The sequence below is a fragment of the Rhizobium sp. R711 genome, from assembly GCF_002211365.1.
Lineage (GTDB): Bacteria > Pseudomonadota > Alphaproteobacteria > Rhizobiales > Rhizobiaceae > Rhizobium.
Map to the genome: position 1 here is coordinate 768,766 of NZ_LOKZ01000001.1, position 22,695 is coordinate 791,460.

Annotated in this window: 19 protein-coding genes and 1 pseudogene; 7 read left to right on the plus strand and 13 right to left on the minus strand. The window is 59.8% G+C overall.

Features of this window, described 5'->3' with window-relative positions:
• Positions 1–953: 953 nt before the first annotated feature.
• Complete coding sequence (locus ATY80_RS03720) at positions 954–2,690, minus strand: adenylate/guanylate cyclase domain-containing protein (RefSeq protein ID WP_088691100.1); 1,737 nt, start codon at positions 2,688–2,690, stop codon at positions 954–956.
• A gap of 161 nt (positions 2,691–2,851) precedes the next feature.
• Complete coding sequence (ggt, locus tag ATY80_RS03725) at positions 2,852–4,435, minus strand: gamma-glutamyltransferase (protein ID WP_088691101.1); 1,584 nt, start codon at positions 4,433–4,435, stop codon at positions 2,852–2,854.
• A gap of 1,047 nt (positions 4,436–5,482) precedes the next feature.
• On the opposite strand from ggt, the gene ATY80_RS03735 reads away from it, so the two are divergent.
• A complete protein-coding gene (locus tag ATY80_RS03735) occupies positions 5,483–5,893 on the plus strand; it encodes a GFA family protein (RefSeq protein WP_088691102.1) in 411 nt (136 codons plus the stop codon).
• A 700-nt stretch (positions 5,894–6,593) separates the two neighbouring features.
• Here ATY80_RS03735 and ATY80_RS03745 read toward each other — a convergent pair.
• Together ATY80_RS03745 and ATY80_RS03750 are read right to left on the minus strand one after the other, a co-directional pair.
• Positions 6,594–6,968, minus strand: coding sequence for a response regulator (locus ATY80_RS03745; RefSeq protein ID WP_088691104.1), 375 nt, complete (start codon positions 6,966–6,968; stop codon positions 6,594–6,596).
• Positions 6,969–6,975: 7 nt separating this feature from the next.
• Positions 6,976–7,953: an HWE histidine kinase domain-containing protein gene (locus ATY80_RS03750; RefSeq protein WP_088691105.1), complete on the minus strand. Its 978-nt coding sequence runs from the start codon at positions 7,951–7,953 to the stop codon at positions 6,976–6,978.
• A gap of 233 nt (positions 7,954–8,186) precedes the next feature.
• Here ATY80_RS03750 and ATY80_RS30110 point away from each other — a divergent pair.
• Positions 8,187–8,523: pseudogene (locus ATY80_RS30110) on the plus strand (ATP-binding protein); the annotation flags it as partial.
• A gap of 55 nt (positions 8,524–8,578) precedes the next feature.
• On the opposite strand, the gene cysK reads toward ATY80_RS30110, so the two are convergent.
• The gene (gene cysK / locus ATY80_RS03760; RefSeq protein ID WP_088691106.1) at positions 8,579–9,541 is read right to left on the minus strand and encodes a cysteine synthase A; all 963 of its coding nucleotides are present in this window, start codon (positions 9,539–9,541) and stop codon (positions 8,579–8,581) included.
• A 132-nt stretch (positions 9,542–9,673) separates the two neighbouring features.
• Positions 9,674–10,291 (minus strand): LysE family translocator, encoded by a 618-nt coding sequence (locus ATY80_RS03765; RefSeq protein ID WP_088691107.1) that lies wholly within the window; start codon positions 10,289–10,291, stop codon positions 9,674–9,676.
• A 216-nt stretch (positions 10,292–10,507) separates the two neighbouring features.
• On the opposite strand from ATY80_RS03765, the gene ATY80_RS03770 reads away from it, so the two are divergent.
• The gene (locus ATY80_RS03770; protein ID WP_088691108.1) at positions 10,508–11,026 is read left to right on the plus strand and encodes a DNA starvation/stationary phase protection protein; all 519 of its coding nucleotides are present in this window, start codon (positions 10,508–10,510) and stop codon (positions 11,024–11,026) included.
• A gap of 15 nt (positions 11,027–11,041) precedes the next feature.
• On the opposite strand, the gene ATY80_RS03775 is transcribed toward ATY80_RS03770, so the two are convergent.
• The gene (locus ATY80_RS03775; protein WP_088691109.1) at positions 11,042–11,938 is read right to left on the minus strand and encodes a DMT family transporter; all 897 of its coding nucleotides are present in this window, start codon (positions 11,936–11,938) and stop codon (positions 11,042–11,044) included.
• 112 nt (positions 11,939–12,050) lie between these two features.
• On the opposite strand from ATY80_RS03775, the gene ATY80_RS03780 reads away from it, so the two are divergent.
• Positions 12,051–12,512, plus strand: coding sequence for an Lrp/AsnC family transcriptional regulator (locus tag ATY80_RS03780; RefSeq protein WP_189637077.1), 462 nt, complete (start codon positions 12,051–12,053; stop codon positions 12,510–12,512).
• On the opposite strand, the gene ATY80_RS03785 is transcribed toward ATY80_RS03780, so the two are convergent.
• Together ATY80_RS03785 and dut are read right to left on the minus strand one after the other, a co-directional pair.
• Positions 12,513–13,415: a GNAT family N-acetyltransferase gene (locus tag ATY80_RS03785; protein WP_088691111.1), complete on the minus strand. Its 903-nt coding sequence runs from the start codon at positions 13,413–13,415 to the stop codon at positions 12,513–12,515.
• Positions 13,412–13,882 carry a dUTP diphosphatase gene (dut, locus tag ATY80_RS03790; RefSeq protein ID WP_088691112.1) on the minus strand — a complete coding sequence of 157 codons (471 nt, stop codon included), beginning with the start codon at positions 13,880–13,882 and terminating at the stop codon, positions 13,412–13,414. Before dut ends, ATY80_RS03785 begins: the two co-directional genes overlap by 4 nt.
• Positions 13,883–13,972: 90 nt before the next feature.
• Here dut and ATY80_RS03795 point away from each other — a divergent pair, with 90 nt between their 5' ends.
• Positions 13,973–15,556, plus strand: a complete 1,584-nt coding sequence (locus ATY80_RS03795) for a peptide chain release factor 3 (protein WP_088691113.1) — start codon at positions 13,973–13,975, stop codon at positions 15,554–15,556.
• 49 nt (positions 15,557–15,605) lie between these two features.
• On the plus strand, positions 15,606–16,127 hold the full coding sequence (gene tsaA / locus ATY80_RS03800) for a tRNA (N6-threonylcarbamoyladenosine(37)-N6)-methyltransferase TrmO (RefSeq protein ID WP_088691114.1): 522 nt from the start codon (positions 15,606–15,608) through the stop codon (positions 16,125–16,127).
• A 62-nt stretch (positions 16,128–16,189) separates the two neighbouring features.
• Here tsaA and betC read toward each other — a convergent pair whose 3' ends face one another.
• Positions 16,190–17,704 (minus strand): choline-sulfatase, encoded by a 1,515-nt coding sequence (gene betC / locus ATY80_RS03805; protein ID WP_088691484.1) that lies wholly within the window; start codon positions 17,702–17,704, stop codon positions 16,190–16,192.
• A gap of 190 nt (positions 17,705–17,894) precedes the next feature.
• Between betC and ATY80_RS03810 the strand changes: the two genes are divergently transcribed.
• Positions 17,895–18,797, plus strand: coding sequence for a LysR family transcriptional regulator (locus ATY80_RS03810; protein ID WP_088691115.1), 903 nt, complete (start codon positions 17,895–17,897; stop codon positions 18,795–18,797).
• A 12-nt stretch (positions 18,798–18,809) separates the two neighbouring features.
• On the opposite strand, the gene otsA is transcribed toward ATY80_RS03810, so the two are convergent.
• The 3 genes from otsA to ATY80_RS03825 form a co-directional block, all read right to left on the minus strand.
• On the minus strand, positions 18,810–20,186 hold the full coding sequence (gene otsA / locus ATY80_RS03815) for an alpha,alpha-trehalose-phosphate synthase (UDP-forming) (protein WP_088691116.1): 1,377 nt from the start codon (positions 20,184–20,186) through the stop codon (positions 18,810–18,812).
• A gap of 42 nt (positions 20,187–20,228) precedes the next feature.
• The gene (gene otsB / locus ATY80_RS03820; protein ID WP_088691117.1) at positions 20,229–21,023 is read right to left on the minus strand and encodes a trehalose-phosphatase; all 795 of its coding nucleotides are present in this window, start codon (positions 21,021–21,023) and stop codon (positions 20,229–20,231) included.
• Between the two features lie 102 nt (positions 21,024–21,125).
• Positions 21,126–22,577, minus strand: coding sequence for a carboxypeptidase (locus ATY80_RS03825; protein ID WP_245306768.1), 1,452 nt, complete (start codon positions 22,575–22,577; stop codon positions 21,126–21,128).
• Positions 22,578–22,695 lie beyond the last annotated feature (118 nt).

The following is a 22,695-nucleotide window of genomic DNA, read 5'->3' on the forward strand; positions in this document are numbered from 1 at the left end:
TCTTCAATATTGCCAGCTTACACGTCGCGCCTCAAAGCACCCCGTGGAATTCTATCGTGGCGCGAAGCGTAGAATGACCGCTTCTCTAATCGGGCATTTGGGTCAAGCTCCTTCTGATCCCGTCGGCTTAGAGCCGTGATCTCGCCGACGCCTAGGATGCTCATGAAGCGCATACAAATAGCATCTTCGCGGGCTGCCCTTGGGACACGCTGATCAAGTTCGAGGAAGGTTTTCAAGAAGCATCTGCCTGGCCTGCAGCATCGGCAGGAGGGCGTTGCAGAGAGCAAGATCGCTTTCTATCGTGTCCTGGACAGCCGCATCGAATGAACCGCGCGAGAGATGCATCGGCAGTTTGACACCGAAGACCTTCAATAGCCCTCGAATGTCGTTTTCCAGATCGATGCATTTCCGCTGCTTGACCTTGCGGCTGGTAAGCAGTGCACGAATGTAATGGCTGGTCGACGTTTTTTACATGCACCCGACTATACCACCCGACTGCAGGATTCGTGCAATGCCACGGGCGTCGTGCTTGTCCATCTTGTTGCGCATGGCCAAGGGAGCAGCATTGACCTGGCGGGCCTCCATGCACACCACGTGAAAGCCTGCTTCTTTCAGTCCGTAGGTGAGATGCTGGGTAAGAGTACCAGCTTCCAGCCCACCTGGTGAATCGGTTCGCCAACCTCGCACAGACACCGGACCAGGTCAGGCACGTCCGATGCAACGGACCGTTCAAACCGAACGTTTCCTTCCTGATCAATGATGCAGATCGCCACTGACGCAGCGACAGTAGACGTCTAAAGCAGCATAAAACATCGTTGTCTCCCTTCATCTCGGCAACGCCGGGACTGTCGTGGGAGCTTGACCCTTGTGGGACCGCCCGATTACACATGCTCATGGCGCATTCTGGCCAGGGCCGCTTGTCGCCTTCTGACCCTTCGGATATGCTGCACCGGTCACTCCGGCAAATTTACTTGGCGCAGGGCAAAGGCAAATTGGTCCATCAGTTCTGAACGGACCACTCGCATCTGTGTGAAACCGCTGATCGTCCATGTTGGAGCAACATCAAGCAGTCGCTTGGCGGATGTCAGAGCACTCTGCAAATGGTCGGCATTCACCTGGCTTGCGATCATCGTGGCGTGAAGAATCGTGAATGCGGGGTTCGACCGAAGTGCCGTTTCCGACCAATGGATGGCTTGTTTATACTCTCGGCGGAAGAAGCAGACCCACGAAAGTGCAAGATGGGCGTGGTAGTTGAGTGGATCGAGAGGACTCAATTCGAGTGCCCTGCAGGCATATTGGCATGATCGATCGAAATGCTCGCAGAACATTGCCACCATAGCGCCGAAATTGTTGGCGATCGCCGAGTCCGGGTTGAGTTCCAGTGCTCGCTCAAGTGCCCGCATTGCGGTGTCATTGTCGTGGGTTATCGTTGAATAGACAAAACCAGCAATGCTCAGGACCTGCGGATCGTCGCGTCCCTGGTCAAGCGCGAGGTTGGCATGCCACAGCGCGCACTCGCGATCCGGCGGATGATAACCACCACGAAGAAATCGCTGCTCGTAGCACCAGGCCAAATAGGCATGCACAACCGCGTAATCCGGGTCGAGGCGAACTGCTTCAGCAAGATGCGTGATAGCTTGGTCTGTGTCCCGCGGCGTGTTTGCGAACGCATGGGGGAGCGCTCGGAGATAAAAGTCATAAGCGTCGAGGCTCTCCGGCCGTTTCAGCCTTGCCCGTTCTATCTCTGCCCGCTGCACCGATGGGATGATTGCGCCGACGATACTATCCGTGAGCCTGTCCTGTAAGTCGAAGATGTCCGTCAGACCGCCCTCGAACTTTTCCGCCCAAATGTGAACGCCTGAGACGCCGGATAGGAGTTGCCCGGTAATACGATATCGGCCGTCTGCCTTTCGGATACTACCCTCAAGAACATAACCAACCCCAAGGTCTCGCGCAACCTGCCTGATGTCGGTGGCCTTCCCCTTATAAGCAAAGCTCGAGTGCTTTGCGACGACGCAAAGCGCCGAGTTCTTCGACAAAGCAGTAATGATGTCGTCGACGAGGCCGTCGGGAAAATAGTCGTCGTCAAATCCAAAGCTCGTAAAAGGCAGGATCGCAACAGACGGCTTGTTGCTGATGTTCGATGTTCCAAGGCGAGCTGGCTTACCCGCGGGGTGTTCGAAATCGATGTAATAGGCTCCGATTGGCTCTGAGATGTTTTTCAGTCGTTTCTCGCCGAGCGATTGAAGTCCTAAATCTAATCGTTTCCTGACTTCATTGGCCACCTTGTTCGAAATACAGATACCGCCCGGCTCTGCCAGCTCCTGGAGCCGCGCCGCGACGTTCACCTCGTCACCGTAAAGGTCCTCCCCCTCGACAATCACCTCTCCCAGACTGACACCTATCCTCATTTCAAACCGATCGCCCTCGTGAAAATCGCGGCTTGCGATGGCCATCCCTCGTTGCAGGGCGACTGCGCACTCGACCGCGTCGAGCACGCTGCCGAATTCGATGAGGAGTCCATCGCCCATCAACTTGAAAATTCGTCCCCGGTGCGCCGCGATTTCGGGCTCGAGTAGCTTGACGCGGATGGTCCGTAGGCGGTCGAAGGTTCCGGCTCCGTCGCGCTCCATCAGGGCGGAATATCCAACGACATCCGCGGCCAGGATAGCTGATAGTCTCCGCTCCATTGGCCCTCCACAATGGGGCAACCGCTGACGGGCCAATTCTATCGTTCTGTGAGGTTTCCAACAAGGCGTTTGGATCGGCACCCGGGGACTATTAATCGTTCCTCGGATGGCCCGCCCCAATATCCCGCTTTGCCAAAGACGCGGTCGAAACGCTTGGGCAGCTAGTAACCGATTGCACAGCCATCCTTGCGTGGATCCGACGCACCGGTAAGAGTTCCTTTTTCCCAATCGATCAGCACCGCCTGGCCGCCGCCGAGAGGCTTGGGTGCAGTCACGACCACGTGGCCGCGCTCTTGGAGATCTGCCATGATCGACGCGTCCACGCCTCGTTCCGCCTCGACGCGGCCGTTCTGATAGTAGACCCTCGCTGCATCGATTGCCAACTGCAGATCCATGCTGAAATCGATGAGGTTGGAGAGGAGATGGACATGCCCGAAGGGCTGGTAGCCGCCACCCATGACGCCGAATGGCATGATTACGCGCCCGTCCTTCGCGGCCATGCCGGGCATGATTGTATGCAGCGGCCGCTTCCGTGGCGCGATCGCATTCGGATGCCCCCCTATCAAGCGAAAGCTGGTTCCGCGATTTTGAAGCAGCACGCCGGACCTTGGGCCGACGATACCGCTGCCAAACGACGAAAAGGTCGAATTGATGAACGACACGGCATTGCGGTCGCGATCGACGACCGAGATATATACCGTGTCGCTCGACGGCAGGTTCATGTTTGGAAGATGTGTCATCGCTCGCATGGAATCGATCTCTCCAGCGAGTGCGTCGGAATATCGTCGTGAGAGCAGCTGCTTGACCGGCACATGGATCTTGTCCTGGTCCCCCAGATAAAGATCGCGGTCGCGATAGGCGAGCCTGCCGGCCTCTATTTCGAGGTGCAGGCGCTCCGCGCTATCTGCACGCAGCGCCCCGACATCGAAATTCGAGAGAATGTTCAGCATCAGAAGCGCCGTCATGGCCTGATTGTTCGGCGGCATCTGATAGATGTCGTAGCCGCGGTAGTTTGTGCTGACCGGTTCAACATAGTCTCCTGACGTCGCGGCAAAATCGTCCATTGTATGCAAGCCGCCCAGAGCTCGGAGCCGCTCAACGATGTCAGCGGCCACTTCTCCATCGTAGAATCCGTAGCGGCCTTTCGCCGCGATCGTGCGCAGGGTTGCAGCAAGTTCCGGCTGGACATGGACATCGCCCTGCGCATAGGCCGCTCCGCTCTTCAGAAAGATGCGCGCGGCGTGCTCGTCGCAAAGCGTCGCAACGCTTTCCCGCCAATCAAAGGCGACGCGGTCGTGGACGACGTATCCGTTCTCCGCATAGGCTATCGCCGGCGCGAGCACCTCGGCGATTCCCTTTTCTCCATGGTCCTCCAGCAACCTGCACCAAGCGTCAATGGCACCGGGAATTGTGACGGAATGCGGTCCCGAAGTTGGAACCTCGAGGAAGTTCCTGCTGCGGTACCAATCGAGTGTCGCGGCCGCCGGCGATCGGCCAGAGCCGTTGAACGCCCGAACGGTGCCGCCGCCCCCGCAAGAAAACAGCACGAAACAGTCGCCGCCGATGCCTGTCGATTGCGGTTCGACGACCGCCTGCACTGCGCAAGCGCAGACCGCAGCGTCCATGGCGTTGCCGCCCGATCTCAGCATCTCGATTGCAGCCAATGTCGACAGCGGATGCGATGTCGCCACCATGGCCTCCATAGCGCGGACGGGAGATCGTCCGGGAAACTGAAAATCACGCATCGTCTTCTCCGTCGTTCATTGCTGGCAATCTCTAAGCGATCATCTCTGGCGATTTATGCCCGGGCCGTGGACCAGCCCAGGCCAAGCTGGAAATTGCCTGCGGCCCGTCGTCGTCATCGCCACCCAGAGAAGCTGCTCTCGCCGCCTGTCTGATCCGATCACGCCGTGCCTGGGGCAATGCATCGAAAATGCTGCGAAAGTGCCTTGCCCCTAAACATCGGATGCCAGAAATCTTCGAAATCGGCGTACGTCATCGTGATTGAGAACATTGTGTCGGTAATGTGTTTAAAGCCCACGTCCTCAAATACCTGACGCAACTCGCCTTTCGCGGCCGCCTGGCAGATGGCAACCCTTTGCCTGCCGCTTCCGGTTCGAGCGCGAGCACAGCATCCCAAAACAAGCGCCAACTCGGTATACCGCTGACAGCCCAAACCGCTGCCGCGGCGACGGCACCCGGCTTCATAACACGGCTCATTTCCTGCAGGGCGAGACGTGCACCCGCCACAAAATGAAGCACCGGGAGAAAATAGATGCCATCGAAAATCGTTGCCTCGGTAAGGCAAGGCACAGACATCTGTCTGCCGCCGCAAGCGCAGGGCTGTCAAGGAGTCTTCCTCGAAGTCTTCCGCCTCGAGGGTTTCCACCCCCGGATGGGCTGCCAGTGGCAGAGTATGGCTGCCACTAAGACGCTGGCTCGAGCGCCCCATGCTGGCGTCATAAGCTTCCGGACCTTTGGTGACGAAGTTAGACGGCATGTGCCTTCGGCATCCCTCGACTCGTCTCAGTTACACGCTTCTATAGCCGCAACACTATAGCGGTTGCGTCTGAACAGACTATTCTTCGTGGCGCATTCCTGTCGATGACCATTGTCGGGCCTGAAGCGGTCACCACCTGGACTCCGGCATCTACGCGGTCTACGTTACTGTCGCGGTGAGCCTGACATTGCACAAGGTCTGGTCCCTTCGTGTTGCAGCCGAAAGAACTGCGGTCGGTGCCTGCACTTCCCCTCACAATTCAACGTGGTTGCAACACGTGGAAGGAGTTTCCATGGCCGATGCTCAATGCGCCTGCGGTGCCCTCAGACTGTTGCTTAAAGGACGGCCGCAATTGACGGCGCTCTGTCACTGTTTTGCATGCCAGCGAAGAACAGGCGCACCTTTCAGCGCCAACGCATTTTACGCGATCGATTGTGTCGAAGTATCGGGAGCGTCGACGGAATATAGTCGCACCGCCGATAGTGGTCGCAAGGTCCGCATGTATTTTTGCCCCACCTGCGGTTCGACCGTCTATTGGAAAGCCGACGCCGCGCCGTCCTGGATCGGTGTGGCGGTCGGTTCATTTGCCGACCCGGCCTATACGCCGCCCTCTATGTCAGTCTTTGAGCAATCGAAACATCCGTGGGTGCAGTTTGAGGGCGCGCTAGAGCATTTCGAAGGTCTTTCAGCCCGCCAAAGCTAGGGGAACACCTTCTTGTTGCAAGTTGCCGCTGTGCAGGCACCCTTGCCCGCATTTGCCCTCGCCCGCCATCGTGAACTGGCCAGGCATTGAGACGCGGCGGAACGGATTTATTGCCGCCGCCGTTCATCGATCGGGGAGTTCAAGACATTTTTAGCTGTCGGCACTGAAAAGATGATGATGCAACGGCGCAGGCTGGATCCTATTAGCTTTGCCGGGAGAGGAGATGGTGATGAAGCGCTTTGCGATAGCGGTTGACGCTGCGCTCCTGCTGGCGAAAAGGCCGCACAGGGTCCATCCAATCACGCCATGGTGGCCCCGACGCTCTTGCGGTCCCAGGTCGTGTCCCGCCTCTATTCGGCCGTTCGCAATGGCGATCTTGCTAAGAGAGAAGCTGAAATACAGCTTGATTATTTTCAGTGACCGGGTGCTACAGCGGTACGCATGGACTATCGCCAGTAAACTTGATTGACGAATCCCTATTGCGCCGAATATACGCCGTAACACTGCTTCACGCCGACGCATTGGTCACTAGGGAACCTGGCCTTGTCGCGGCGGCGCAGTCCAAGGTTCGGCTCGCCTCAGTCAAGGATCCGCTCACCACGATCGCGTGAGGTTCGCAATTGGCACAACTCCAGAGCGACTGCTTTCGGCCCCAAGGCGGAAAAACTATGCGGCAATATACGAACTGCTAATCCAAACTTCAGAGGCCTTGGACAACATTGACCAATTGAGTCATATCCGTTGGCTTTCCAAGATTAGGCACGTCAGCAAAGACGGCGTGCCTTGCAAGCTCTGATGCATCAAGAGCGGTTGCGAGAACGAACGGCACCTCCAGTGACTTCAAGAGGAGCGCAACAGGTGTGACGGTCTCCCTTCCCAGGGTGACATCCAGGACTGCTGCGTCGGGACGCTGTTCGCTCAAAAGGTCCAGCGCATGATCTACCGAGCTTGCCGGTCCCAGCACTTCGAAGCCAACGTCGATCAATGCGCGTTCCAGTTCCACGGCAAGAATGTACTCGTCCTCGACGACAAGGACGATCCTGCGTTCAGTTCCGCCGTCGGCAGGTGTGCTCATGGTAGCCCTAAATCGGAAATCTGAATATCGCGGTTAAACCCTGGGCGGCGTAGTTAAGTTCCACGTTCCCGCCAATGTGTGCGGTCGTTCCCTCAATCAGTTCGGTGCCGTACCCTTTGTGCCTTGGCGGCGTTACCGGAGGCCCATTTTCCTCGCGCCACACGCATTTCACGTAAGGCCGGTTCCTTGGGCCACTTTCCACAGACCATTCTACGGACAAACTGCCATCGGGAACGGTCAACGCGCCGTACTTCGCGGCATTGGTCGCCAATTCGTGAAATATCATGCTCATCGAAACGACCTTCGAAGGATTGATCTCGACGGAGGGGCCCTCGCAATGGAGACGTTCTGCGGCATGCTCGCCGACCGATTGCCGAATAAGCTCGTCGAGATCAGCGGTATCGACGGTCGCGGCTATCTCCTGGGCGCGAAGTGTCACTTCAAGCCGCGCCAAGAAGCTGTCGCGGTAGTCGACGCCGGTGCGACCTTCCGCCGGCGTCGCCCTGGCGAGGACCCGCACCACCGAGAAGAGGTTCTTCATGCGGTGCCGCATCTCCGATAGGATGAAGTCATGCTCGGCTTCGTGACGCCGTTGTTCCGTGACATCCTCGAAGATAACGAGGATGCTCATGCTATTGTCGTCGGGATGAGCCAGTCGTCGCGCATCAACGAGGATCGTGCGCTTTCCAATCATGGGAAAGTTGTGCCGTACCTCAAAACCGATGACAGCTGCCGCTTTCGGAATAACTAACTCGATGAGTCGCCGAAGTTCATCAATGTCCCATTGCCCGTTGCCAAGGGTGAAGAAGCTCTCTCCAATGATGTCATCCCGCTCGACCCGGAACGTCTTCAAGAAGGCGTGGTTTGCAGTCGACACACACATGCCTTGATCGAGAACGATAACCGGCTGGGTCATTGTGTCGACAATGCCTTGCGCCTGGACATGTCCGGCCCTCAACAACCGGTAAAGGTCTTCCAACAACATGCAAAATTCCTTCGGTAGCGCGCTGCGGTCATGGTCGATAATTAATACCGCGAGCCAACCCGGCAAGGGACAGATGCCATTGGCCGCATGACCGCTTGTGACGAGATTTTCGCAAGCAGTCGACCCACGCGAACAAGCGCAACCCGAGATTTTAACGACGCCTTTTAGCCGGCGCCCCTCAGGGTCTGCGGCCTCATAGTCAATCTCGCGTGGGACGATGTGCCTGCCGTCCCGCTTTTGATCTCATCCGACCGACGCCGGCGGAGAAGAGCGCAGATTTCGCCCGCCGCGTCACCCGCCCGCGGCATCGAGCAAGAACGTTCTTAACTTGCAGGGGGCAGGTGGCGGCACTGACGCTAGGTGTTCGACGGCGAAAATCGACAGGTGCGCCTCGCGCATTTCGGCCGGCTTGCAATTGCTCCGCGACGCCGCCGAGAAAGTGAAGTTCTCACCGCGTGTGGTAAGTGGCGCACCTTGGCGGATCTCGACGGCGATGAAATAGTGGGTCGCATTCATCTCGGCCAGTCGATTTCCTATCGCATCGTGGGAGAGCGATTGACAACGGCAGCCTCAAACGCAAAGGGCGCCAGGAGGCGCCCCAACTTTCAGAGCAAGGAACGGCCTTTTAGCTGCCGAGGCCGTCGAAGAGTGCGGTAGAGAGATAGCGTTCGGCAAAGGACGGAATGATCACGACGATGTTCTTCCCGGCATTCTCCTCGCGGATGCCGATTTTGATCGCGGCCATCAGTGCCGCGCCGGAGGAGATGCCGACCGGCACACCTTCTAGCTTGGCGACCTCGCGGGCAAGTTCCAGCGCCTCAGGGCTGCTCACAGTGACGATTTCGTCGTAGATATGTGTGTCGAGGATTGCCGGCGCAAAGCCTGCGCCGATGCCCTGGATCTTGTGCGGCCCCGGCTGTCCGCCGGAAAGAACCGGAGATTCCGCCGGCTCGACGGCGACGACCTTGAGGCCGGGCTTCTTCGATTTCAGCACTTGGCCCGCGCCCGTAATGGTGCCGCCGGTGCCGACGCCGGAAACCAGGATATCGACCGCACCGTCGGTGTCATTCCAGATTTCCTCGGCTGTCGTGCGGCGATGGATTTCCGGATTGGCCGGGTTTTCGAACTGCTGGGGGATAATGGCGTCAGGGAGGGTCGCCGCCAGCTCCTCGGCCTTGGCGATCGCCCCCTTCATTCCCTTGGGACCTTCGGTGAGAACGAGTTCGGCGCCGAGCAGCGCCAGCATCTTGCGGCGCTCGATGGACATGGTTTCCGGCATCGTCAGGATCAGTTTGTATCCCTTGGCAGCCGCGGCAAAGGCCAGCGCGATACCGGTATTGCCCGATGTCGGCTCGATCAGCGTCGTCTTGCCGGGTGAAATCTTGCCCTGCGACTCCAGCGACTCGATCATTGCGACGCCGATACGGTCCTTCACGGAAGCGATCGGATTGAAGAACTCCAGCTTGGCGAGGAGGTTGGCCTTGACGCCCTTCGCCTTGGCGAGCTTGTCGAGCCGCACGATCGGCGTGTCACCGATGGTTTCGGTGATCGAGGAATAGATGCGGCCGCGGCCCGGTTTCTTCGACATGAGGCTCTCCCTTGGTGAAATGTGCGGAGAGAATAGGGTCAAAGACGGATGGAGGCCAGTGCGGCTTCATCCGCCAGACGCGGTCAGGCGAGAAAAAATCCTTTAGGAACTAGGCTTAGCCGAATGAATTTTTCAGGCCGCGCGGGTGGCAATGAAGGCTGCTGTGCCGGCGAGAATACCTGCGGCCGTCTTGTTCAGCGCCGCCAGCGCACGCGGCTGCTTGAGCATCAGCCGGGCGCGTGACGCAAGCAGCATATAGGGTATCAGAACCACCAGCAGGACGACGAAGGTGGTCGCCAAAAGGACGCCATATTCGCGAAGCCCGATGCTGTTGATGTCGATCAACGTCGGCACCAGTGCGACGTAGAAAAGCATGGTTTTGGGATTGCCGAGCGTCACCAGCAGGCCGGACAGGAAGCTCATGCCGACATTGCTCGCCTTCTTGGCTGCGATGTGCTGGGGCAGCAGCCCGGCCGTCCAGAGCTTGTACGCGATGTAGCAGAGATAGAGCGCACCGGCGATCTTGATGACAATGAAGACTTCGGTGAACGTTTGTGCCACGAAGGCAAGCCCGAGAATGACGGCGGTGAGATAGGTCATATCGCCAAGCACAAGGCCGAGGCCCATGAAAAACGTCTCGCGAAAACTCGAGCCGAGCGCACGGGCGACGATCGCCGTGATGCCCGGTCCAGGAATTGCCGCCGCAATAAAGAGCGCCGCTGCGTATGCGAAAAGGGCGGTAAACGACATGACATGAGCTCCTGCTTCAGTCGCCTTCTACGCCTCGGCCCCATTGGTTTCAAGCATCCGAGTTCTGTCGCCGGGTTGCGCTTGCCGCTATTGACGCTCGCGATTGTGGTTCTAGTTCCAAGGCGGTGATTACGGCTGGTGGAAGCTGACAATCGAAGGCGATCTCTGCTCCGACACCTGCCAATGTCCGCCGCTCGCCAAAGGAGGAGACACCCGATGAGCCCCACCGCAGCCGAAAAGCGCAGACTCGCCCCGCTTGCCACACCGACGGATCTGAAGAGCAATGCCATTCAGGATATCTCGGCCGCTCTGGCCGCGCTGCTGGCTGATGTCTTCGCGCTCTACATCAAGACGAAGAATTTCCATTGGCATATGTCGGGACCGCATTTCCGCGATTACCATCTCATGCTCGACGAGCAGGCCGAGCAGATCTTCGCCACGACGGATGCGATTGCCGAGCGCGCCCGCAAGATCGGCGGTACGACGCTGCGCTCAATCGGCCATATCGGCCGCCTGCAGCGCATCAACGACAATGACGCCGACTATGTCACGCCGGAGGACATGCTGGCGGAATTGCGCGACGACAACAAGCAGCTGGTATCGCTCTTGCGCGAGACGCACGATGTCTGCTCCGAGCATAATGATTTCGCCACCACGAGCCTGCTGGAAGTCTGGATTGACGAAGCCGAGCGCCGCACCTGGTTCCTGTTCGAGACGACGCGGCAGTCGAAGTAGCTTCGCTGGCAATGATCAGCCCGCCCGCGCGCGCAACAGCTGCGCAGGCGTCCAGCCGAGGTTCATGCCTGCCGCGGCGACAAGGATGACGGCTGCACCGACCAGTTGCAGGGGCTGCAACGCATGTCCGAAAGCTACCCGGTCCACAAGGATCGCGGCGATCGGATAGATGAACGACAGCGCCCCTGTCAGATGGATCGGCAGCTTCTGGATCGCGCCGTAGAGCAGCACATACATCAGCCCGGTATGTACGACACCCATGGTGATCAGGATCGACCACGACTGACTGTCCCCGGGCAGGTCAGAGAAATTCATGGTCGGCAGCAGCATCAGCACGCCGGTGGCAACCTGGATCAGCGCGATAAGATGTGGCGGCGTGCCTTTCAGCCGTTTCGCTGCGAGCGCCGCGAGGGCGTAGAAGAACGCGGCGCCGAGTGCCAGCAGGATGCCGAGGCCGTAACCCTCGTGCCCGCCCGCGGTGGCCGGCTTTGCTTCGACGATAGCCGCCATGCCGGCAAAGGCCAGAGTCAGCCAGAACAGCTTTGTGGCGGTGATCCTTTCGCCAAGAAACAAGGCGCCCAGCGCAAGCAGCATGAAGGGTTGCGTGTTATAGACGGTCGTCGCGATCGAAATGGATGCATGGCTGTAGGATGCAAAGAGCAGCAACCAGTTGAGAACGATGGCGACGCCGCCGAAGACAGCGATGCCCGCCGATTTCAAGCTGATGATGCCCGGACGCAAAAGCCCCATACCGGCGCAGACGACGAGCAGGCTGACTGCGCCAAAGAGGCAGCGCCAGAACACCACGCCACTCACCGGTTGACCCGACATCACTACGAACCAGCCGATTGTCCCCGATATCAGCATTGCCGCGGTCATCTGGGCGGTGCCGGTGCGAATCTCGCCATTCATCACGTCTCTCCATCTCGATGGAGAAAGATTATTGTGGTCGCGCCGCAATTTATATAGGTTGCATGAGGTTGATCGTGTCAATGACCTATCATTGTGAGGAGTAATGTCTATTTTGGCTAATGATAATGTTATCGACGATGTCGATCGGCGAATATTGGAAGCACTGGCCGAGAATGCGCGCATCTCGTTGAAGGAGCTGGCGCAGGCTGGCGGGCTGTCTTCGCCCAGCGCCGCCGAACGCCTCCGTCGCCTGGAAGAGCGCGGGATCATCGCCGGTTTCACCATCGATATCGACGCCACGGCACTCGGATATCCGCTACAGGCGATCGTGCGGGTTCGGCCGCTGCCGGGGCAGCTGCATGTCGTTCAACGGATCATCCAGGACACGCCTCAGTTCGTCGAGTGCGACAAGGTCACGGGCGACGATTGCTTCATTGCCCGGCTTGTCGTTTGCTCGATGGCGGAGCTCGACACGATCCTCGATAAGGTGGCGGAGAAGGCCGAAACAAGCACCTCGATGGTCAAGGCATCGCCGGTCAAGCGTCGTCTGCCACCGCTCTCACGGCAGCAATAATCAAAAATCGGCCATCGGGGAGAGCATGGCCGGTCGATCGAATGCGATGGCCCGGGGCGCACGGATCATGAGATGCGTGTAGCTTTCGAGGGGTTGTGCCTGCCCACTCCACCCGAGCTTGTCAGGGCAAAACAGCACATCGACGACTCCCGCGTCGATATCGAGCGCTGCGATGATTGTGGCAAGCGAAGGGATATCGGCGCCGACGACGTCGAGCAGCCTGAAATGTCCCGGCGCTTCCATCTTCCACGCAACTGCCGCCTGTTCCCGTCTCAGCCAACTGATCCTGACGCCGGGATCGAGCTGCGTGTTGATCAGAAACATCGCGGCGCTCTCACGCACGGCGAGCACGTCCGAGACTGGTTCACGTGTCTTCAGGGCGGCCCGCAATAGTTCGAGATCTGTCTTAGTGAGCGGATCGAGATGTCGGGCCGGCAGCTGCGCCTTCGACGCAACCGGCGCGTTGCCGGAATAAGCATGCAGCGAAAGCGAGCGGAATCCGTAAGGTTCATATAGCGCCGGTTTATCCGTGTAGAGGACGATCGCTTCGAAGCCTTTCTCCTCGCACCAGGCGAGCGCCTTTTGGGTCAGGTCGCGATAGAGGCCAAGTCCGCGCCAGGGCGGCCGAACCGCACCGGATTGGAATGCGGCGGCATTCACCGTGCGGCCGTTGATGACAAGCGGCATGGCGAAGGCCGAAAGATTGGCAGCAAGCCGGCCATCAGCGGCAAACCAGCCGAATGGCATGCTGCTCGGGTCGGGCCTGCCCATTTGCTGCAGAGGGCCGATGTCGATGTCGAACGTGTCTTTCAGGAGATCGACCAGCGCCTGCCAGGCCTTGAGATCGTCGAAATAATCGCGACGGAAGGTTAGGCCGGAATGATCGATGTCCTTGGAGCTCATACTCCGGTTGATCCGAAGCCGCCTGCGCCGCGTGCGGTGGCGCTCGCCTCGGAAATCTCTGAGATATGTGCCTGGATCGCCGGGGCAATCACCATTTGCGCGATGCGCATGCCTCTGGTGATCTCGAACGGCCCCTCGCCGAGATTGACCAGTAGAACCTTGACTTCGCCGCGGTAGTCGCTGTCGATTGTTCCGGGTGTGTTGAGACAGGTGATGCCGTGCTTGAAGGCCAGCCCGGAGCGCGGACGCACCTGGCCTTCGTATCCCTCGGGAATTTCGAAGATAAAGCCAGTTGGCACTAGCGCGCGCTTTCCGGCCTCGATGATCATCGGCGCACCTGCGTCAACGGCGGCGCGCAGGTCCATGCCGGCCGCCCCCCTGCTTTCGTAGGCGGGGAGATCGAGATCCTGGCCGTTGGCGAGGCGGATGATGTTGAGCGTCGGGCGCGTATCGGTATTGATTGTCATGGGGCATTAGTTTGCGTCCGAAGCGCCAAGGTCAATTGCAATGCCGGGCTTTAATCGCTAGATACGCCGCAATTCCACAGGATTCACATCATGGCTGAAAGTCTCGCCGAGGCGGTCTCCCGCCGCCGCACATTCGCTATTATCGCGCACCCGGACGCGGGTAAGACCACGCTGACCGAAAAGCTGCTGCTGTTCGGCGGCGCCATTCAGCTTGCCGGCGAAGTCAAGGCAAAGAAGGATCGCATGCAGACGCGCTCCGACTGGATGAAGATCGAGCGCGAGCGCGGCATCTCAGTCGTCACCTCGGTGATGACGTTCGAATACAACGACAACGTTTTCAACATCCTCGACACGCCCGGCCACGAGGACTTCGCGGATGACACCTACCGCACGCTGACGGCCGTCGATGCTGCGGTCATGGTGATCGACGCCGCCAAGGGTATCGAGCCGCGGACGCTGAAGCTGTTCGAGGTCTGCCGTATGCGCGACATTCCGATCATCACCTTCATTAACAAGATGGACCGTGAAAGCCGCGATCCTTTCGAAATCCTGGATGAGGTCGAGGAAAAGCTGGCGCTCGATTGCGCGCCGGTCACCTGGCCGATCGGTCGCTCGAAGACCTTCTGCGGCACCTATCATCTGGCGAACAACGAGGTGCGCGCCTCCGACACGCAGGAGATCATGACCAAGGTCACCGATCCCGAGATGGTGTCCCACCGCCTGCCGGAAAACGAGCGCGACGCCTTCGTCGAGGAGACGACGCTGGCGATCGAGGCCTGTAAACCCTTCGACAAGAAGGCCTTCCTGGAAGGCCATTTGACGCCCGTTTTCTTCGGCTCGGCGCTGCGCAATTTCGGCGTTCGCGACCTTATCGATGCGCTCGGCGAGTTCGCCCCGCCACCACGCGATCAGGTCGCCGACATCCGCACCGTGCAGGCAACCGACAACAAGATGACCGCCTTCGTCTTCAAGATCCAGGCGAACATGGACCCGAACCATCGCGACCGTATCGCCTTTGCCCGCATCTGCTCCGGCAAGCTCGAGCGCGGCATGAAGGCGAGGCTGTCGCGCACCGGCAAGCAGCTTGGCCTCACCGCGCCGCAGTTCTTCTTCGCCTCGCAGCGTCAGCTTGCCGACACGGCCTATGCCGGCGATGTCGTCGGCATTCCCAATCACGGCACACTGCGCATCGGCGATACGCTGACGGAAGGCGAGTCGTTGGTGTTCCAGGGTGTGCCGAACTTCTCGCCCGAAATCCTGCGCCGCGTGCGCCTTGAAGACGCCATGAAGGCGAAGAAGCTCAAGGAAGCGCTGCAGCAGATGGCGGAAGAAGGCGTCGTTCAGCTGTTCCAGCCGGAGGATGGTTCGCCGGCTATCGTTGGCGTTGTCGGCGCGCTGCAGCTCGATGTTCTCAAGGAACGCCTGATGGCCGAATACGGCCTGCCGGTCTCCTTTGAAATGTCGCGCTTCTCCGTCTGCCGCTGGATTTCCGCCGATCAGCCTGCTGAGCTCGACAAATTCGTGACCGCCCGTCGCGGCGATATCGCGCGGGACCTCGACAACGACCCGGTATTCCTGGCGCAGGACAGCTTCTCGCTTCGCTATGAAGCCGAGCGCTATCCGGCGATCAAGATGGCCGCCCTCAAGGAATATCACGCCATCAAGGCGGCGTGATATTGGATCGGATATAGCGATCTGCCATGATGCCCTTTTGGAGCGTTTCATGGTTCGAGAGAATGAAATCAGAGAAAACGAAGTCGCCGTCGAACTGCCGCCGGCGACCGATGCCGGTCTGGTGTTCATCGGGCGTATTCTGACGCCCTGGACCTCGCGCAGGGAGACGCCGCGCCAGGGACGGCACGACGGTCCGCTCTGCAGGATCGAGATTTTCGAACCGTGGAAGCAGGCCCTCCAAGGTGTGGAGGCCTTCGAGCGGCTGGAAGTGCTCTATTGGCTGGATCGATCGCGGCGCGACCTCGTTCTGCAAAGCCCGGCCAACAGCGGGAAGGTGCATGGCACCTTTTCTCTCCGCTCACCGGTGCGGCCAAATCCGATCGGTACCTCGATCGTCAAGCTGGAAGGGGTCGAAGGTGGCGTCTTGCTGGTTCGCGGATTGGATTGCCTTGACGGTACGCCGCTTCTCGATCTGAAGCCGGACCGTACGCTGTTCAAGCCGATAGCGCCGCCGCAGCCCGGAGATTTCCAGACCGGCGACGACGCGGTGCATTATTGCAAGAAAGCCTGACGATCAGTCGACGGCGATCATGACATTCGGGCACTGTCGCAGCTGGAGCCTCCGCCGCAATCTCACTCGCCACGCGGATAGCGCTGGCCTTCCTCCAGCACGTTCAGGTCCATGTGATTGCGCATGTAGCGCTCGGAAGCCCGCTGCAGCGGCTGATAATCCCAGGGATAGTAAGCGCCGTTCCGCAGCGCCTCGTAGACCACCCAGCGGCGGGCCTGGCTTTCGCGCACGGCGGCATCGAAATTCTGCAAGTTCCAGCGTCTCTTGGCCTGGGCCGTGAGCCCCGCGAGAACATCGGCATATCCCGCATCGCATGCGAGGTTGTTCAATTCTCTTGGGTCGGCCTCGAGATCGAACAGCATCGGCGGGTCTTTGTCGCAGAGCGTCAGCTTGAAGCGACCGTCCCGCAGACAGACGAGCGGGGCTTCCGACCCCTCGGCGGCATATTCCATCGGCACCGGACCACGACCGCCGGTGCCAGTTGCGAGTGGCGTCAGGTCCTCGCCATCCGTCCACGGAGCCAGCTTGGCAATGTCGATACCCGCCAGCGCCGCGAGCGTCGGCGTCACGTCGAGCGTCGAGACCGGCTGCTGTATGAAAGCCGGTGCCCAGCCCGGCGCCGCGATCGTCAGCGGCACCCGCGACGAACCATCGAAGAAGCACATCTTGAACCAGAGGCCACGGTCGCCGAGCATGTCGCCGTGGTCGGAAACGAAAAGCACGATCGTATTGTCCGCCATCCGCCCGCGATCGAGGACATTGAGGATTTCGCCGATCTTGTCGTCGATGTAGGAAATATTGGCGAAGTAGCCCTGGCGTGCGCGCCGGATCTGCTTCGGCGTGATGTCGAACGCATCATAGTCGCAGGCCTTCAACAGGCGCTGGGAGTGCGGATCCTGCTGGTCGAAAGGAATAGCATCGACATCAGGATCGAGAGCAGGGGAATTCTCGTACAAGTCCCAATATTTGCGGCGCGCGACATAGGGATCGTGCGGGTGAGTGAAGCTCACCGTCAGGCACCAGGGGCGTTCGTCGTGACGGCGCGACAGGTCGTAAAGCTTGCGGGTCGCGTTGTAGGCGACCTCGTCGTCATACTCCATCTGGTTGGTGATTTCGGCAACACCGGCACCCGTGACCGAGCCGAGATTGTGGTACCACCAGTCGATGCGCTCGCCGGGCTTGGTGTAGTCGGGCGTCCAGCCGAAATCGGCGGGGTAGATATCGGTGGTCAGGCGTTCCTCAAAGCCATGCAACTGGTCCGGGCCGACGAAATGCATCTTTCCCGACAGGGCCGTGTGATAACCCGCCGCGCGCAAATGATGCGCGAATGTCGGGATATCGGATGCGAATTCGGCGGCGTTGTCATAAACGCGAGTCCGGCTCGGCAGCTGCCCCGACATGAAGGATGCACGAGCCGGCGCGCAAAGCGGACTTGCCGTATAGGTGTTGGCAAAGCGTACCGAGCGCTCCGCCAAGGCTTTCAGATGCGGCGCATGAAGGAAATCGGCCGGTCCGTCGGGAAACAACGTGCCATTGAACTGATCGACCATCAGAATGAGAATATTCGGGCGCGCCATGCATGTCGTCCTTGGGTTCGGGATCGGGAACTTAGCCGCGTCTGCGGAGCCATGCCAGTCCGCCTCGACCGGAAGGCGCGACAGGAATCTCGGCCTCATCTCGCATATGCCATTTGATTGCTTTATTGATTATCGATATCGAATGACCTGTGAAGCTGGCATTTTTTGATATCCCCTCTAAGGATTTTTTATGGAAAGCCGCCGCGTCGAGCTTGGTTGGATGCGCTTATTCGCTGAAATCGGAAAGGCCGGTAGTCTGTCGGCCGCGGCAGGCGTTCTCGGCCTGACGCAGCCTGCCGTCAGCTATCAGATCCGCCGACTGGAGGAACAACTTGGCGTCAGTCTGCTGAAACGACAGCATCGCGGCGTTGAGTTGACGCCGGAAGGCCAGCGCCTGCTCGATGTTGTGGCAAGAAGCGTCAGCGAAATCGACGAGCTGGCGCGGCGCTTCCGTAGTGAAGCGGACAGGCCAACGATACGACTGCGCACGGACTTTGCGTTTTCTTCGCTCTGGCTGATCCCACGGATGCACGCGTTTCGCACGCTTTACCCGGATGTCGACATTCAGATTGTCGCGACACAACGAACGGAGAAAGGTCGTTCTAACGACGGCGATGTTGCCGTGGTTTTTGGTCGGCGATCGGAGTTCGATCGCGGCGCGGTTCTGCTCTTGCCGGAAAAGGTCGCGCCGGTCTGCACCCAAGGCTTCCTTGATCGCTACGGCCTCCTCTCAACGCCTGATGACCTTGCGCGGGCGCGTTTGATACATCTCGACACCGAGGAACCGTCGCCCTGGTTCGACTGGCGGCACTATCTAGCGGAGCTCGGTGTCCGTCGCGATAGTCAGGCGGGGCAGGGGGACCTAAGCTTCAACACCTACTCGCTGGTGGTGCAGGCGGCGATTGGCGAACAGGGCGTCGCCATTGGATGGATGGGGCTCGTCGACTCGCTGCTCGCGACCGGCATGCTGAAGACCGCTGGTCCCGCACTGGAAGCGCCCGATCGGGGCTATTGGCTACTCCCACCACGCGCGCGCGACGCCCAGAGTGATCTGCTTGCGAAGTGGCTGATGGCAGAGGCCGGCATCGCGTGATGCTGCCCGCCCTCAAGCGACGAGGTCATCGAGGAAATCTTCGCACCAGCGCGATACGTCGTGCACCAGCAGGTGATCCATCATCCGCTGCCAACGTTCCTGGCGTTCCTCAAGCGGCATATTCAAAGCCCGTGCCAGCGCGTTGGCTGTTCCCTCGATGTCGTAGGGATTGACCAACAAGGCGCCGTTCTTCAGCTCGCGGGCCGCGCCGGCGAAGCGGGAGAGCACCAGCACGCCGGGATCCTCGGGGTCCTGGGCAGCGATATATTCCTTTGCAACGAGATTCATGCCGTCACGAAGCGGCGTGACCAATCCGACCTTTGCCAGGCGGTAAAGACCGGCGAGGATCGGGCGGCTGACCGAGCGATTGATATAGCGGATCGGTACCCAGTCCACCGTCCCCAGCGCACCGTTCACCCGGCCAGCCTGCTCAGCGACGGTGCGTTGCATCTGTTCGTATTCAGGCACTTCCGAGCGGGATTTCGGTGTGATCTGGAGATAGGTCACCTTCCGCTGATGAGCCGGATTATTGAGGATGAAACGCTCGAAGGCATCGAGGCGCTGCGTGATGCCCTTGGAGTAGTCCAGCCGATCGACGCCGATGATGAGGTCGCGGTCCCTGATGCTCTGCCGCGCCCTCTGCACCAGATGGTGGCTGCCGGCCTTCTTGGCGAATTCGGCGAATGCGGCCGTCTCGATGCTGATGCCATAGGCCCCCCCCTTGAAAACCTTGTCGTTTGCCGTGAACCGGCCGTCCCCAATCGCATCGCCCATGTCCTCGCGGCGAAGGCACCCGGCAAAGTTTTCGAGATCATGGTCCGTCTGAAAGCCGACGAGGTCGTAGGCTGCCAGACCATGCATAATCTCCTCGTGAACCGGCATGGTATAGAGCACATCCGCCGGCGGCCAGGGAATGTGCAGGAAGAAGCCGATGCGGTTCTTGAAGCCCATTTGCCGTAGTTCGGCGGCCAGCGGGATCAGATGGTAGTCATGCACCCAGATGATGTCGTCCGGCCGCAGCAGCGGCGCCAGTCGATGCGCGAAGAACCGGTTGACGCGGAAATATCCCGCCATCTCCTTGCGGCCGTATTCCGCAAGATCCAGCCGATAGTGACAGATCGGCCAAAGCACGCGATTGGCGAAGCCGTAGTAGTATTCCTCGACGTCCTTGCCGGTAAGATCGGTCAGGGCGTAGGTAATCTTGCCCTCTTCCGTCAGGGACAGCGGGCCCGGCTCGTCGTTTCCGCTCGACTTTCCGGACCAACCCATCCAGATACCGCCCCGTTCCTCGAGTGCCGCCTTCAGCGCCACCGCCAGTCCGCCGGCGGTGGCTGCGCCCTCCTTTGTCGGGGCTGGCACGCGATTGGAAACAATGACGAGACGGGACACAAAAATTCCTTTCCTGGGAGGGGCAGCACGTCGTGCTTGGGATCAAACGGCGAACTGCGCGATCAGTTCCCGCACCGCCGACGCGGAAGGCAACGTCAGCGTGGCGGCGGTTTCAGACGGCGAGCCGACCCGAACGGAGTGGCCGCCGTGGCGGTTGGCGACGCGAAACATCGCCTCGTCCGTGACGTCGTCACCTATGGCGATCGGACGCCTGCCGGCAAAGGGCGGCATCGACAGAAACACCTCAACGGCGTGACCTTTGTCGGCGCTGGCCGGTCGGATTTCGAGAACCATCTTGCCTCGCTGCAAGGTCCAGTTCGCTCCGGCCCTGGATAGCAGTCGCTCCATGATCGGCTCGACCTGCGCCTGCCTCTCCGGCGCCAGACGGTAATGGGCGGCGACGGCCGCTCCCTTGTCTTCCACAAGCACGCCTTCCAGGCCTTCGGTCTCCTTGCGGAGATCCGTCTTCAGAGCCTCGAATGCGGCTGTTGTCTCGGCCTTGGCGACTTTGCCGTCGGGTCGGCGCAGTTGGGCGCCGTGCAAGCCGGCGATCGGAAATCGGAATGGCGAGAACAACTCGTCGGCATAGGCGAGTGCCCGTCCTGTAACCAAGGCAAGCGCTCCGCCGAGCCTCTGCGACGCGGCATCGAGCGCCGTCGGCAACCACGGCGGAACGACGATCGCATCCGGCATGTCGGCGAGGTCGAGCAAGGTCCCATCGATATCCAGAAAGAGAGCGCAATCTAGAAGGGAGGACGAAAGAGCGCTCAGCAATTCCATCTGCGCTGACGCCGGCTTCGGCACCGTGGCAGGAAATGGCTCACCGGGGTATGACATGGTGTCTTACCTATGTCGGTATCCAGCGAAGGCAACCCGAGTGATCAAATGTTGCGAGGAAATCTCAGATTTCCTCGTGCAATCCCGAAAGCAAGCGCACGTTCACTCAGCTGGCATTGCGGCGGAATGCCCTAAGAAAGCCTTGGCATCGGCCGTGAACGCTGCGCGCTGATCTGCTCGCGTATAAAACATGTGGCCGCCTCGATAGACTTTCAGCGCCACGCGTTCACCGGCAAGCGAAGGTGGCAGGTGATCAACGACATAACGGCTGACACCATAGGGCGTGACGAGATCGCTGTAGCCGTGGGCGATCAGCAGGCGGAATTTCGGATTGGAGGCGAGGAGCTGGCGGATGTCGTCTGTGACGCTCGCCTGCAGCCTCGAGCCGCCGCCGCGCTCGCCCCATTCCCACCTGCGGCCGATATCGGAGTCCAGCAGCGAATAGGTCATTTCGGTTTTGAAGCTGAGTTCATTCCGTGCGTAGTCGGCAAAGGCTCCGCCATAGGCTCGGGTGAAGCCGTCGAGGATCGCATCGTCGCCACGGTCGGAATCTGACTCCGGATAAGGATCGGGCGTCGAGAACGCCGCGTCGTAAGGGCTGACAACTCGGCCGTCCTGGCCTGATTTCTTGGCATAAGCATTACCGAGGAAGCCGCGGTTCTTCGCCACGACATCTTCGGGAATGCCGGTCATGCCGGCAATCCTCCCGTAGAAGGCTTTGGCCGCGTCACCGGTCGGTGCAGGGCCGGCGAGCGTCGTGAGATAGTCGCCAAGCGCAAATTTCTCCACTTCTCTTTGCCGTGTTTCATCAAACGCGTTGCGTCTGTCCATGTTCGCTGCGGCAAGCGACGGGAATTCGAGTGCCGCGCCAAGTGCAAACTGATCGGCATTGAACATCAGTTGCCCCTCGAGCAGCGGCGAAAGCATGATCGCGCCGGAGATGATGATGCCCTGGCTGTCCTTTAGAGCGCCAGCCACCTTGGCGGCGCGAAAGCCGCCATAGCTCTCGCCGAGAAGATACTTGGGCGAGCCGGATCGGTTGTTGTGTGCGACATAAAGAGCGATCGCCTTTGCGATGCTCTCCGCGTCGGAATTGACGTTGTAGTATTTGGAGGCGTCGTCGGCCTTGGCGGTCCGGCTCCAACCCGTTCCGATCGGGTCGATAAAAACAAGATCGGTAAAGTCGAGCCAAGTGTGCGGGTTGTCGATCAATCTTGCGTCGGCCCCGTCGTCGCCTTTCGGGCCGAAATCGAGGACACGCGGCCCCATAAGGCCGAGATGCAGGAATGCCGACGCCGCACCCGGGCCGCCGTTGAAGGCAAAGGTCAGCGGGCGGTCGGGGGCGCCGTTCTTGGCGACATAGGCCGTGTAGAATATGGCGCCTGTTTTGGTGCCGTCTTGTGCGAAGAGGTCAAGCGTCCCGGCTGTGGCCACATAGTCGAGGGGCCGGTCGCCGAGCTTTATTGTGTGGTGGGTGACCGAGTCATCAGGCAGCAACTTCAGCACGCCCGGTGAGGCTTGTGTGCTAGGTTCGTCCCGACCGTCCTGCGACATAGCAGGAGCCAGCGGCGCAAGCAGCGCTATTGCAAGCAGAATGGCGGACAGGAAACGCAAGACTTCTCCTCCAGCAGAAGCGGCATGGGAGGCGTCAACCTAGCATCGCGCGATTGGG